Origin of the sequence: Phytobacter sp. SCO41 (assembly GCF_003073275.1) — a bacterium.
In the GTDB taxonomy this organism is placed as follows: Bacteria; Pseudomonadota; Gammaproteobacteria; order Enterobacterales; family Enterobacteriaceae; genus Phytobacter; species Phytobacter diazotrophicus.
Map to the genome: position 1 here is coordinate 3,800,940 of NZ_CP027225.1, position 13,877 is coordinate 3,814,816.

12 protein-coding genes are annotated in these 13,877 nt (G+C 52.0%); 5 read left to right on the top strand and 7 right to left on the bottom strand.

Annotated features, from left to right (window positions below; genetic code table 11):
• Positions 1 to 42: 42 nt before the first annotated feature.
• Positions 43 to 1,728, top strand: a complete 1,686-nt coding sequence (locus C5523_RS18600; RefSeq protein WP_039078489.1) for an aspartate:alanine antiporter — start codon at positions 43 to 45, stop codon at positions 1,726 to 1,728.
• 443 nt (positions 1,729 to 2,171) lie between these two features.
• Here the strand turns inward: C5523_RS18600 and C5523_RS18605 are convergent, their stop codons facing one another.
• A complete protein-coding gene (locus C5523_RS18605) occupies positions 2,172 to 2,807 on the bottom strand; it encodes a hypothetical protein (protein WP_108701748.1) in 636 nt (211 codons plus the stop codon).
• Positions 2,808 to 3,080: 273 nt separating this feature from the next.
• On the bottom strand, positions 3,081 to 3,623 hold the full coding sequence (locus tag C5523_RS18610; protein ID WP_039078488.1) for a TetR/AcrR family transcriptional regulator: 543 nt from the start codon (positions 3,621 to 3,623) through the stop codon (positions 3,081 to 3,083).
• 80 nt (positions 3,624 to 3,703) lie between these two features.
• On the opposite strand from C5523_RS18610, the gene C5523_RS18615 reads away from it, so the two are divergent.
• Both C5523_RS18615 and C5523_RS18620 read left to right on the top strand, forming a co-directional pair.
• A complete protein-coding gene (locus C5523_RS18615) occupies positions 3,704 to 4,906 on the top strand; it encodes an MFS transporter (RefSeq protein ID WP_039078487.1) in 1,203 nt (400 codons plus the stop codon).
• Positions 4,907 to 5,005: 99 nt separating this feature from the next.
• A complete protein-coding gene (locus tag C5523_RS18620) occupies positions 5,006 to 5,263 on the top strand; it encodes a hypothetical protein (RefSeq protein ID WP_039078486.1) in 258 nt (85 codons plus the stop codon).
• A 36-nt stretch (positions 5,264 to 5,299) separates the two neighbouring features.
• On the opposite strand, the gene C5523_RS18625 is transcribed toward C5523_RS18620, so the two are convergent.
• The 4 genes from C5523_RS18625 to C5523_RS18640 all read right to left on the bottom strand — a co-directional run bounded on the left by C5523_RS18625 (position 5,300) and on the right by C5523_RS18640 (position 11,474).
• Positions 5,300 to 8,368, bottom strand: a complete 3,069-nt coding sequence (locus tag C5523_RS18625; RefSeq protein WP_108701749.1) for an efflux RND transporter permease subunit — start codon at positions 8,366 to 8,368, stop codon at positions 5,300 to 5,302.
• Positions 8,365 to 9,516 carry an efflux RND transporter periplasmic adaptor subunit gene (locus C5523_RS18630; protein WP_108701750.1) on the bottom strand — a complete coding sequence of 384 codons (1,152 nt, stop codon included), beginning with the start codon at positions 9,514 to 9,516 and terminating at the stop codon, positions 8,365 to 8,367. Before C5523_RS18630 ends, C5523_RS18625 begins: the two co-directional genes overlap by 4 nt.
• Positions 9,517 to 9,606: 90 nt before the next feature.
• Positions 9,607 to 10,782 (bottom strand): cell wall metabolism sensor histidine kinase WalK, encoded by a 1,176-nt coding sequence (locus C5523_RS18635; RefSeq protein ID WP_079498309.1) that lies wholly within the window; start codon positions 10,780 to 10,782, stop codon positions 9,607 to 9,609.
• On the bottom strand, positions 10,779 to 11,474 hold the full coding sequence (locus C5523_RS18640; RefSeq protein WP_079498308.1) for a response regulator: 696 nt from the start codon (positions 11,472 to 11,474) through the stop codon (positions 10,779 to 10,781). Before C5523_RS18640 ends, C5523_RS18635 begins: the two co-directional genes overlap by 4 nt.
• A 276-nt stretch (positions 11,475 to 11,750) precedes the next feature.
• Between C5523_RS18640 and C5523_RS18645 the strand changes: the two genes are divergently transcribed.
• Together C5523_RS18645 and C5523_RS18650 are read left to right on the top strand one after the other, a co-directional pair.
• Positions 11,751 to 12,539 carry a MipA/OmpV family protein gene (locus C5523_RS18645; RefSeq protein WP_108701751.1) on the top strand — a complete coding sequence of 263 codons (789 nt, stop codon included), beginning with the start codon at positions 11,751 to 11,753 and terminating at the stop codon, positions 12,537 to 12,539.
• A 65-nt stretch (positions 12,540 to 12,604) separates the two neighbouring features.
• Entirely contained in the window at positions 12,605 to 12,940 is a 336-nt protein-coding gene (locus C5523_RS18650) for a helix-turn-helix domain-containing protein (RefSeq protein WP_039078480.1), read from the top strand.
• Between the two features lie 144 nt (positions 12,941 to 13,084).
• Here the strand turns inward: C5523_RS18650 and C5523_RS18655 are convergent, their stop codons facing one another.
• On the bottom strand, positions 13,085 to 13,867 hold the full coding sequence (locus C5523_RS18655) for a DsbA family protein (protein WP_079498305.1): 783 nt from the start codon (positions 13,865 to 13,867) through the stop codon (positions 13,085 to 13,087).
• Positions 13,868 to 13,877 lie beyond the last annotated feature (10 nt).

The following is a 13,877-nucleotide window of genomic DNA, read 5'->3' on the forward strand; positions in this document are numbered from 1 at the left end:
CATTCTTTCAATAGCTTACAAGTAAACAAGAAGTTAGCCTCCGTGAATATAAACGTCGCAGATTTGTTAAACGGGAATTACATACTGTTATTATTTGTTGTTCTGGCGCTCGGACTCTGTCTGGGGAAATTACGCCTGGGTTCTGTACAACTCGGTAATTCCATTGGCGTTTTAGTGGTTTCCTTATTATTAGGTCAGCAACATTTCAGCATAAACACTGATGCCCTCAATTTAGGTTTTATGCTGTTTATTTTTTGCGTAGGAGTGGAAGCTGGGCCAAACTTTTTTTCTATTTTTTTCCGCGATGGCAAAAATTACCTGATGCTGGCGCTGGTATTAGTCGGCAGCGCATTGTTGATTGCCCTTGGGCTCGGCAAATTGTTCGGCTGGGATATTGGTCTGACGGCGGGGATGCTGGCAGGCGCAATGACGTCCACGCCTGTACTGGTGGGTGCCGGTGATACGCTACGTCATTCGGGTATGGACAGTACCCAGCTTTCACAAGCACTCGATCACTTAAGCCTCGGCTACGCCCTGACCTACCTTATTGGCCTGGTCAGTTTGATTGTCGGCGCTCGCTATATGCCGAAGTTGCAGCATCAGGATCTGCAGACCAGCGCCCAACAGATCGCCCGTGAGCGTGGGCTGGACACCGACACCAACCGGAAGGTCTATCTGCCGGTCATTCGCGCCTATCGCGTCGGCCCGGAGCTTGTGGCCTGGGCGGACGGCAAAAATCTGCGTGAACTGGGTATTTATCGCCAGACGGGCTGTTATATCGAGCGTATTCGTCGTAACGGTATTCTCGCGAACCCGGATGGCGATGCGGTGCTGCAAATGGGCGACGAAATCGCGCTGGTTGGTTATCCCGATGCGCATGCGCGCCTCGACCCCAGTTTCCGTAACGGAAAAGAGGTGTTCGACCGCGACCTGCTCGACATGCGCATTGTCACCGAAGAGGTGGTGGTGAAAAACCACAATGTGGTGGGGCGCCGTTTGGCTCAGATTAAGCTGACCGACCATGGCTGTTTCCTCAACCGCGTTATCCGCAGCCAGATTGAGATGCCAATTGACGACAACATCCTGCTCAATAAAGGGGATGTCTTGCAGGTGAGCGGTGATGCCCGTCGTGTGAAAGCCATCGCTGACCGCATCGGCTTTATCTCTATTCATAGTCAGGTCACGGACCTGCTCGCCTTCTGCGCTTTCTTTATTGTTGGCCTGATGATCGGCATGATCACTTTCCAGTTCAGCACCTTCAGCTTTGGTATCGGCAACGCGGCGGGCCTGCTGTTTGCCGGGATCATGCTCGGCTTTCTGCGCGCCAACCACCCGACTTTTGGTTACATCCCGCAGGGTGCGCTGAATATGGTGAAAGAGTTTGGTCTGATGGTCTTTATGGCAGGTGTCGGCTTAAGCGCCGGTAGCGGCATTGGTAACAGCCTGGGTGAAGTGGGCGGACAGATGCTGATCGCGGGCCTGATTGTCAGCCTGGTGCCTGTGATGATCTGTTTCCTGTTCGGTGCCTGGGTGCTGAAAATGAACCGCGCACTGCTGTTTGGCGCGCTGATGGGGGCACGTACCTGTGCGCCAGCGATGGAGATTATCAGCGATACCGCGCGCAGTAACATTCCGGCACTGGGTTACGCGGGCACCTATGCGATAGCGAACGTACTGCTTACGCTGGCGGGGACGCTGATAATCATTGTCTGGCCGGGCTTAGGATAACTCCTAACTTAAAAAAATAATTAACACCTGGAGAACTTTTTTTCTCAGCATTAGTCATAACTAGTGCCACTGCTTTTCTTTGATGTCCCCAATTTGTGGAGCCCATCAACCCCGCCATTTCGGTTCAAGGTTGATGGGTTTTTTGTTGCCTGTAAAAATAACCATTTAAAAACATCGTTTTATTGGCAGGTTTAAAGCTATATGGCGGCAAAATGGCGGCACATTTATTTTTTGGAGGACAACAGAAGATACACCGCGACTCTGGATATGATGAAAGCTAATCTCTCATCCGGGCGACCCAATATGTAATCACATACCCGGCGATCAACGAACCCACCATTCCTGCAAACTTAAGCCATCCGCTCTCAAACCAGTAAAGTGAACCCATAGCAAAAAGCACTGACAGAAACGTAATGGTTCCCTCAAGTGCATGTGAAGTCATTTTAACCAGAAATGATTTTACAGAGTTCATCCTCTACTCCTTTGCAAGTGAAAGGATGACCTTTAATAAACATCAGGTATGGCTCCATCTCTTTCTCAACTAAAAAATAAATCATATCAAGGTCTTCACGCTGAACAGCCATATAAACAGTAGGGTACTCATCCCTCATTCTGCGTGATGCTCTGGCCGCTTCCTCAATCAAGCCCTGAATCATAATAAGGTTAAGACTGGCAGAGGATGCGAACCTGATAAAATGCTGGTATGCCTTTTCGATCACAACCTTACGAATGATGATAGCTGCTGCCGTTTGGGCAACTGCTATCTGCCCCCCAACTTTTCCCGCTACGGCACCACCACCATAAAGCAGCTTATTATTAATGGCCTCTTTTCCCTTTGCTCCCAGCTTTTGATAAAAATCATTAATAATTATAGTGATAAGCCGTCTTAACGGCGTTTCAGGATTACCCATTCCCTTTATCATTCTGAAAAACCGTTCGTTCTCTTCCTCGTTGCGGTATTTATCCCCACGGTTGACAATTCCTGCGCCTTCCCATGTTCTAACCACCCCCAGACCAAAGCCCCTCGGCAAGCTGGACAAACTATCGGCAATACCATTAGCTATCTGCGAAATATCCATACAATCCCTTTGAGTTAATGATTTGCAGTGCAAAGAATAATCAACCGACTATTGATTTTCCAGTTAGCATTTTTCAGATTCTCCACATCAGGACATTACCCTACAGGCCGCACCAACTCTTGATACCCTATTTTTCGTTGCCTAAATTTTTTTATAATTAATAAATTACATTAAGGCTTAAGCCAGATGTCGGCATATTTGCAGCACAAAAAACCCCGCCATTTCGGTTCAAGGTTGATGGGTTTTTTGTTGCCTTAAAACTGTCCCCTTCCCTCACTCACCCGCAATCCTGCCCACCATCGCGCGAATATCCGCACGGCTCAGCGGTTCCCGGTCCACCACAAAATGCAGCGTCATCCCTTCGATAAAGGCATCCAGCGCACGGGCGGTTACCGGATCGAACCATCGCTCCAGCGTGGTCTGACTGGTGCGCATCCAGTTTTGCATTACGCTTTTCAGCATCGGTTTTTTGCTCATCAGGGCATAAAGCTGATACATCAACTCCATATTGTGCGGTGTCGTCACCTGAGCACTGAAAATCAGCTCAGTAACGGCATCACAGGCGGTTGCGGCGCTATCAACCTGAGTAAAAAAGGCCGCATATTGCGCGGACATTTGCTGCGTAAAGCGGGTAAAAGCTTCATCCAGCAGCGCATCAATGCCGGTAAAATAGTAGGTCATTGAACCGAGCGGCACATCGGCACAACTGGCAATTTTTCGGTGGGTGACGGCATGAATACCGTGCTGCGCAATGGTCTCCAGCGTGGCATCCAGGATGCGTTCACGCCGCTGCGGGTCGTTCGGTCGTCGGCTCATAAATCCTCGCAATCAGATGTGTACAAATGTACACATGCTTGCTAGTGTTGTCCTCTCTTTTCCTTGCAGGATGCGACGTAATGCCAGTCACCTCACATCGTAATGCGCTAAAACACCGGCTCTGGGCGCTTTTCACCTTCTTCTTCATCCCGGGACTGTTGATGGCGTCGTGGGCGACCCGTACCCCGGCCATCCGCGACATCTTATCTGTCTCAACGGCGGAAATGGGTGCCGTGCTGTTTGGCCTCTCCGTAGGCTCCATGAGTGGCATCCTCTCATCCGGCTGGCTGGTTAAACGCTTTGGTACGCGCAAAGTCATTCGTGCCAGTATGGCTGCCGCCATCGCCGGCATGCTGGTGTTAAGTCTCGCCCTGTGGCTGGCTTCCCCGTTGCTGTTTGCCGTTGGACTGGCGTTTTTTGGCGGCAGTATGGGGGCTGGCGAAGTGGCGATAAATATTGAAGGCGCGGTGGTCGAGCGCGAAATGAACAAAACCGTTCTGCCGATGATGCACGGCTTCTACAGCCTCGGCACGCTGGCTGGCGCAGGGGTTGGTATGACCCTGACCGCATTGGGTACACCGGCAACCTTGCACATTCTGCTGGCGGCCGTGGTCGCCATTACGCCTATCGTGTTGGCTATTTCTGCCATTCCCGAAGGGACGGGAAAAGACACGCCGGAAGATAAAGCACGTAACAAAGCGGGCCTGCCCTTTTATCGCGATATTCAACTGCTGCTGATTGGGGTGGTGGTGCTGGCAATGGCCTTTGCCGAAGGTTCTGCCAATGACTGGCTGCCGCTACTGATGGTCGATGGACACGGGTTTAACCCCACCTCCGGCTCGTTGATCTATGCCGGTTTTACCCTCGGCATGACGGTCGGGCGCTTTACCGGCGGCTGGTTTATCGACCGCTACAGCCGCGTCGCCGTGGTTCGCGCCAGCGCAATGATGGGCGCATTGGGTATTGGGCTGATTATTTTTGTCGATAATGCATGGATTGCCGGAATGTCGGTGATCTTCTGGGGACTGGGTGCATCGCTGGGCTTCCCGCTGACCATTTCTGCCGCCAGCGATACCGGCCCCGATGCGCCAACCCGCGTCAGCGTAGTCGCCACTACGGGTTATCTGGCGTTTCTGGTGGGGCCGCCGCTGCTTGGTTTCTTAGGGGAACACTACGGATTGCGCAGCGCGATGCTGGTGGTGTTAGGCCTCGTGCTGGTTGCCGCACTGGTTGCTAAAGCGGTAGCAAAGCCGGAGCGCGACATGCAATCCGCAACCGAGTAATGCGCACACGCGGCAACACATTGCCGGGATCGATTACGCATACTTCGCCCCACTGCGTGGCTGGCGCTCTGCCAGCCACCATCAATTATCGAGGCGAAAATGAAAATTCAACTGTTAACGGCACTGCTGTTTAGTACGCTCTCCATCGGCGCTCTGGCGCAAAACGTGACGGTCAATGTCCCGGACGGTTACAAAATCGAGTTAGTCCCCATCAACACCCCGACAGCGCAAACAACCTATGTTGCGCCGCAGGTCGTTGCCCCTGCGCCTGTGGTCCGCGTTGCACCTCGTGCCCGCCATCTGGCAAGCGTCGGTGAAGGGATGATCATCGAACATCAGATTGACGATCATCACTAACCCTTCAACAGAAATAACGCGCGCGCATTTTCTTATTTATTTCTGTTTAGTTGTCCTCTCTTCTCTGGCTAGCAGCAGGCTCAATGAAGCAGGTAATACCGTCAGTGTTACCAGCGTGGCCACAAGAAGCCCCCCGATAATGGCATAGGCCATCGGCCCCCAAAAAACCTGATGTGATATGGGGATCATCCCCAGTATTGCCGCGCAGGCCGTTAAAACAATGGGACGAGAACGATGTTCCGCTGCCGCAACGATAGCGTCGCGCGAAGCCATCCCCTGCGCCAGGTTACTGTCCACTTCGCTTATCAGGATGACCGCATTGCGAATAATCATCCCTGCCAGCGCGATCACGCCCAGCAATGCCACAAACCCCATCGGCGTACCTGTCGGCAGCATGGCTAATACGATGCCAGGCAAGCCAAAAGGCGCCATAAAGAGTGCCAGCAACATGCGGGAGAAACGCTGCAACTGAATCATTAACAGAACCAGCATGGCGATGAGCGTCACAGGTAACACCGCGAAAACGGAGCTATTTCCCTTCTCCGATTCCGCGACCGTGCCCCCTTCTTCGATGTGATATCCCGCGGGCAGTTGCGCGCGTAATGTATCGATATCCGCACGCAGAGCAGACGATACGGTCTGTGCATTAAGGCCCGGCGCCAGGTCTGTTTGCACGGTAATGAAAGGCAGCCGTTGGCGACGCCAGATAACCGGATCGTCAACGCCCCATACGGGCGTGGCGACTTCGCTAAGGGGAATTTTCTTTCCCGCCGAGGTTGTCAGCACCAGTGACGATAACGTGCTGATATCAAGACGTTCCTTATCGTTTGCACGTAGCACCACATCCACGAGGCGATCATTATCCCGCACGGTGGTGACGGTCCGACCAGACCAGACCGTATTAAGCGTTTGAGCAATATCCTCTGAAGAGACGCCTGCCGCCCGTGCAGCAGTCTGGTTAACATTAAAGGTGATCACTCTTTCCGGTTCGCCCGCGGTCAGGTTAACTTCGCGAGTGAAAGGCGATGCTCCCGTTTTAGCGGCAACACGATTGGCGATTAAGCGCACCTGGGCATAGTCAGGCCCGCTCACGCGGTATTTTATCGGCCAGCCTACTGGCGGCCCTAATTCGAGGGGGGATACCCGCGTCGTCAGCTCGCCAAACTGGCTGGCTAACAGAGCCGCGAGTTGCCGTTGTAAACGGTCTCTTGCCGCTAAATCCTTGGCGACGATAACGAGTTGCGCAGTGTTTTCATTATCCAGCAAGACTTCCATCGGCAAATAAAAACGTACGGCGCCCGATCCGACATAGGTCGTGTAGTGATCAATATTTTCATTACCGCTTATCGCTTTTTCGAGACGCTCGGCCTGCCGTTCTGTTTCGGGTTGTGACGTATTCGCCGGGAGCGAGAGACTGACCAGCAGTTCGGGCCGATCCGATGCCGGGAAAAATTCCCCCTGCATGTAGGTCGCCCCAACGCCTGACAAAATAAGCGCCAGCAGGGCAATTCCGATTGTCCTCAACCGATAACGCAACACGCGATCCAGTAACGCACGATAGGCCTGAGAAAGCCTGCCTGCGCTCCCGCCATGATGCTTAACATGCGCAGGAAGTAACCAGGTACCGGTCAGTGGCGAGAACAGGATGGCGACGACCCAGGAGCAAAGTAGCGCAATCAGGACAACGGCAAACAGTGAGAAGCAATATTCTCCGGCACTCGACGCCGCAAAGCCGACAGGAATAAACCCCGCTATCATCACCAGGGTGCCCGTCAACATGGGAAAAGCCGTGGTTTTGAACGCATAAGTGGCGGCGTTTTTACGCGAGTCGCCCGCCTCAAGCCGCGCCACCATCGCTTCAACCGTTATCATCGCATCATCGACCAGAAGCCCGAGCGCAATAATGAGCGCGCCCAGAGAGATGCGCTGCAAGCCAATATTGGCCAGCATCATGCCGACAAATGTCATTGCCAGTACCAGAGGTATTGCCGCAGCAACGACCAGCCCGGCGCGCATACCGAGCGAGATAAATGAAACAGCCAGAACGATCAGAACGGCTTCGATAAGCACGCGGACAAAGCTGCTGACTGCATCGCTCACGACCACAGACTGATCGGCAACTTTTACCATTTCAATACCATGCGGTAACTGGTTTTTGACCTCCTCCATTCTGGCGTTAAGCGTCTTACCGAAAAGCAACATGTTGCCGGTTGAGGCCATCGAAATCGCAAGCCCTATCGCAGGCTGTCCGTTTACCCGAAAAACAGGGGTGGCGGGCTCGGCAATTTGACGCGTGACGGTCGCAATATCCGTCAGGGGAATGTAGCGATCATTGATATGCAGTGTGACACCGCGAAGACTCTCTTCTGAGGTCAATGCACCGCTCACACGCAAGGCAACGTTATCGTTTCCGGTACGAATCGTTCCGGAGGGTTCAACGGCATTCTGGGCCTTTAATGCCTCGCTCACCTGCTGAACATCTAATCCCATACCGGCAAGTTGTCGGGGGGAAAAGGCGATAACCATCTGCTCCTGCTGTTCACCCAGAAGCGTAATCTTCCCGATATCTTTCACCGACATCAGATTACGCCGGACAGCTTCTACGCGATCGCGTAACTCCCGCGAAGTGAAACCGTCTGCAGTGAAAGCATAAATAGTGCCGAACGTATCATCAAATTCATCATTCACAGCAGGCCCTTGCGCCCCCTCGGGTAACGAGGTTGCGATATCCTGCATTTTTTTACGCACCTGATACCAGATCCCCTGAACGTTCTGCGGTGGCGTGTCGTCTCGCAAGTTCACATAAATCACGCTACTGCCTGCCCGGGTTTCACTTTCTATATAATCAAGCCAGGGTGTCTCCTGCAGTTTTTTCTCCAGCACATCGGTCACCAGCCGGGTCGTATCCTCAATGTTGGCGCCGGGCCACTGCGCAGAGACCACCGCCGTTTTTATGGTAAATGCCGGATCTTCATTACGCGGGAGCTTTTGATAACAGAGGATCCCCGCCACGAGAATCAGCATCATAAACATGCTTACCAGTTGCTGATGTTCAAGCGCCCAGGCGGAAAGGTTGAAGCGTTGCTTTTTATCGGGAGCCTTCATGACTGGCGCTCCCCCGGAATAATTTTTTCGCCATCGCGTAACTTATTTACCCCTGCGGTAATGACTTTATCGCCGGGATGCAGGCCGGATGAAACGAACGCGGAAGCAGCCGAGTAGCCTGATAAAGTGACCTCACGTAACTGCGCCTCTCCGTTATTACCAATAACAAAGATGGCGGGTTTATCGCCCCTGCGACTCAGCGCGGAGGCTGGGATCCTATAACCAGGCAATGTTGACGACGGTATTTCAATGGTCGCGCTTGCCCCTAACGCCATTGCGGGCTGGTCGTTAAGAGCGACCCTGACTTGCCAGGTTCGGGTTTGTGGGTCGGCCTGCGGGCTGATATCACGCAGTATGCCGGTGGTCTTTACGTCTGGATTCGACAGCAACGCGACCTGAAATACCCGCTCTTTTGCATCGGGTGCGGAAAGTTGCTGCGGGTCAGCAATATCAAATACCACATCGCGTGCCTCACTGGTCGCAAGGGTAAAGACCGTTTGTCCTGCACTGACGACCTGCCCTGCAGAAACACTGACGCGGGTAATCACGCCATCTGCAGGCGCAGTCAGTTTTGTCCAGGCAAGGTTATCCTGCGCATTGCGCAACGCGGCCATACTACTTTTAAGGCGTGAGGCCGCCGATTGCCAGTCAGCGCGCGCCGTATCAAGCTGAGTACGGGCGATAGCGCCGGAGGGCAACAATTTTTGCATGCGATTCAAATTCAGCAACGCGACTTGTTCGGCGGCTTTGGCGCTCTCCACATCGGCGCTGGCGCTGGAAAGCTCATTTGTGCCGGTCTGGTTTTCTAATGTGGCCAGCACTTGTCCCGCATGCACATGATCGCCGATATCAACGAGACGGCTCACCATGCGGCCACTCAGTCGGAAAGCGAGCAGGGTTTCATCGTGGGCACGTATTTCTCCGGTTCGCACATCGACCGGCAAAGAGGATAACGTCTGGATAACCACGTAGCGAACGGGCCGCGGCGGCGCAGCCTTGTGCGTATCCTTCTCGCCACAGCCGGTCAGTAAAAAAATGAACACCAGCGGGGCGATAAAAGGCAAAAAAGAAAGAATAGAAAACTGACGCGCGGCATTAAAAAGATGATGCACACTTTGACGAAATAACACGGTGAGTTCTTCTGACATAACGCCACTCCTGATCGGTAATGGCGCCATTACATCTTTATGAAGTCGAGATTCTCTTCATTTTTCATCAAGGATTCATCAAGAATGCACTTATCTGTTGTCAGACGGCAGTGTTATTTCTATCAACAGACCGCCCTTTTCAGGTAAAGACGCGGCAATATTGCCACCGTGGGCAAGGCAAATAGCCCTGGCTATGGATAGCCCCAATCCACTGCCCCCGGAATGCCGCGCCCGCGATGCATCGGCCCGCGTGAAGCGCTCGAAAATGATCGGTAAGAAATCGGGGTCCACGCCAGGGCCGTCATCCGCAAAAGTGATGCTGAACACCTCAGCATCCCGACGAATGCCAATGTTTAGATGCCCACCCTGTCGGCCATAGCGCAAGGCATTTTCCATAATAATCGTGAAGGCCTGCCCCAGACGCAGCGCATCCCCATTGAAAAGCGCAGGTGCATTATCAACAACATTAATACTCACGCCTGATGTATCCGCCTGTAGCTTTAGCCAGGCTGCACGCTCACGCAATAGCTCCCCAAGGCAAAGAGGATGGCGATCGAGCGTCAACTGTCCGGCGTCCGCCAGTGAAAGTAAGTGTAATTCCCCGGTAAGACGGTTCAGGAGTAGCAACTGGTTCATCACCATACTCAGTTGCTCTTGCGTAGGGCTAAAGACGCCATCCAGCATCCCCTGCAGCCGACCTATGGCCGCCGTTAACGGGGAGCGAAGTTCATGCGCCATCGCCACATGCGAAGCGCGCAGTTCGCGTTCATACAGGGCAAGTTGCTGTGTCATGCTGTTAAAATCAACGGCGAAACGTATCATTTCTGCAGGCGCATCCTTGATAAGTTCCGCCTGGCTGCCGAATTGCCCTTGTGTGACTTTATCAGCCGCCTCTCGTAACCGGCTGAACTGAGAGGATAAGGGCCGCGCGTAGCGTAGACCCATAATGACGATAAAAGGGATCATCACCAGAACAAGTACGCCAACCATGATCCAGTCGGTCGAGGCAATGGAGGGGGTCGAGTAACTGATTCCCCACCACGTGTCGACAATGTAATGGAAGCGATCCGGGTTCACATGCGGGTTGTCTTTCAATGCGAGGAATTCGGCTCTGACACTGGCGGGCATATCATGCAAAGCCCAGTAATTCTGGACGGCATAACGTAGCCACATGCACAGCGCAATGATAATCACAGTCCCGATGGCAAGGGCAAGGATACGGGCGCAAATCCAGCGCCACAGGGACTGATGAACGGGGCTTTTCATAGTTGCTGGAACCTGTATCCAATACCGCGCACGTTTGCCAGAACGCCAGTGACCCCAGCGCTCTCTAATTTTTTACGCAAATTATAAATATGTGTATCCACAACGCGCTCTAGCGCATCGCTGTCCGGAAGGCATTGTTCCAGCAGGAATTGCCGCGTAAAAGGGCGCGTGGGATGGCGCATTAGCGTCGTCAGCATGGAAAATTCAGAGGGCGTAAGATCCAGAACAATCGCCGGTTTTTCGCGATCGGTCACAATGGCGGTAATCGCCACCGTATTGACCGACAGATTTTGCCAGTTAAGTGTCTCTTCGGGTTTTTCAGCGCGCGCGGTGCGGCGCAATACAGCCTGGACTCGCGCAACGACTTCACCAGGAAAATAAGGCTTAACAACAAAATCATCAGCGCCATAGCGCAATGCGCCAATACGTTCCGACGCCTCCCCCATTGCGGTGACCATAATGACCGGGACATCGCTGTCGCGCCGAATGGAAGCCAGCACTTCGGTGCCACTTATGCCCGGCAGCATAATATCCAACAGAATGAGATCGGGTTTAAGCCGCCGCGCCATTTCCAGCCCTTTAGTCCCGTTTTCTGCTATCAATACGTCAAAACTATCCCGACGGAGGTAGGCTTCCAGTACGTCGGCAGCATCCGTATCGTCTTCAATTATCAATATTTTTCGACAAACCATTTATGTACCCTGGTTTTTTAGAGAACAGCAATTGCCGATCTGTTACGCCAATACATACAATACCCTTTTTATGACAGTCAATGCGCATTAATAAAATGACAAATGATATAAACCGCCCGGAGAAGATTAAATTCATCAGAGACAGCGCGCTAAAAAGCGGAACTTGACAGTATCTTAACAATTCCCTGACTGTTTATTGATAACAGCCCTTCATACTGAACTATCAGAAAACCATGCGCTGAAATAATACGCTTTTAATGATTCCGGAGATGCTCAATGTTCCCCCAAAAAACAGTACCGTTGATGGCAGGTTTACTCCTTACCTCGGTAACGTCATTTGCGAATGCGGATGAGACTGCCGCTAATACAGACACGTTTACCATGGGGATTGCAGGGCAATACGCGCCGCGTTACAGCGGGTCAAATCATCAATTTTTCCAGATCTTGCCCGTTATTCAAGGGCGAAAAGGCGCGTTTTTTGTTGATTCGGAAAAGGGTCTGGGATATGACCTGCAGGCCGACAACGGCCTGTATTTAGAACACTCGCTGGGTTATAGCCTGGGGCGTTCTGATCGTAATTCCAACTGGCGGGATGGCGCAAATGAATTAAAAGGAATGGGCAATATTAAAGCGGCCATGAATACTGCGCTGGCAGTTGGCTGGTCCATAGCCCCTTGGGTAAGCATTGAAGGAAAAGCCATTCTTCCTGTCACTGATAGCCAGGGGGTAGAATATCAGGCTTCCTTTACGCTTATTCCTTTGCAGAATGAAATCGATACTATCGCACTGCAGAATACAGCCATGTTCGGCGATCGTCGATATATGCAAATTCATTATGGTGTCAGCCAAAAACAGAGCGATCGCACGGGATATCAAACATTTACCCCTGGCGGCGGCTTATATGGCATAAGTACAAATCTGCTGTGGAACCACCAAATTGACACGCATTGGGGAACAACCTTAAGTGCGGGTTATAACTGGCTGAATGATGATGTTGCAAATAGCCCTATTGTTTTCAGACGAAATACGTTCTCTTTTACCGGTGCCATCACCTATACATTCTAACTACACGTTTTCAAAAATGGAGAGTGAGGATAGACGAAAAAGAGATAATGGCGAGGCGCAGAAAAATGCCACAATTACAAGCAACGGTAATCATGGAAATAACAATGTGGATTGACGCCAACCTGGATAAAAACATCACCATAGCAATCGCTGCAAAAAGAGCGGGGTATTCTAAAAGGCACCTGCAAAGAATCTTCAAAGATCATACAGGGCTCAGCCTTGCTCGATACATCAGACAAAAAAAGATCATGGAAGCGACATCAGATCTACAAAAAACCAGTATGCCTATTATTGAAATAGCCTCTAAGTACGGATTTGACGATCAGCAAAGCTTCTCAAAGACTTTTAAGAAAATTCATAATGCGCCGCCCGGGCAATGGCGAAAAAAGAATGGCGAATAACAGATAAATCCCCCGAAAGTACTGAGACTACTTTTTCGATAAAATAATTAACAGAGCGTTTTACGTTTAATACTTTTTTAATTCGTCACCACACCAATAACTGGCATTGCCGCCGGTAATGTTTACCGACGGCAATGTTGCGAATCAGTGGCTGGCTTTTTTAATCGCGGCCTGAATCTGTTCCGCGCTCGCCAGCCCAGGGAATACGGTGATGTTCTCCGGGGTTGCGCCTTTAACCGGCATCACAATCAGCCCTGGCGTCCCGGTGAGTTCCAGCGTCTGCGCCAGTGTATTGGTGCTCTCAAGGATATTGCTGTAATCCGCCTGCAGCTTATCCGTGGCACCGGCAGCCTTCGCAGCAGCATTGATATCCTCGACGGTCAGTTGGCCTTCGTTATGCCCGGTATGGTAAATGCTGTTGTGATAGATGGCATACCCGGCAGCGCCTTTCTGCTTCCAGACATCAAGACCGCGCAGCGCGGCTTTCTCTGAGTTCTCCCAGCGCGATGCGAAAATAGGCCACTCTTTGAAGATATAACGTACGTCCGGACTGGTCTTCATCACTTTCTCCAGCTCCGGGGCGAGTTTGCTGCAATAAATGCACTGATAATCGAAGAATTCGATAACCGCCACTTTCGCATCCTGTGGACCAATCACCGGCGTATCTTTGTCACGCAAGAGGGCTTCCTGGTTCTCCATTACCTTCTGGGTAAGCGCCATCTGTTGACGCTCCTGCTCTTGCTGCTGCAATTTCTGGCTGACCTGCACCAGCACCTCCGGATGGGCAACAAGGTAGTCGGCGGCGATTTTACCGATTTGCGCTTCCTGCTCAGGCGTGAATGCCGGCGCAGAAGCGGCCAGCACAGGGCTTAAATGGAAAAGAGTGTATGTGGTCACTAAAGAAATCAGCGTCTTTCTGAAGGTCATCGGTGGTGTC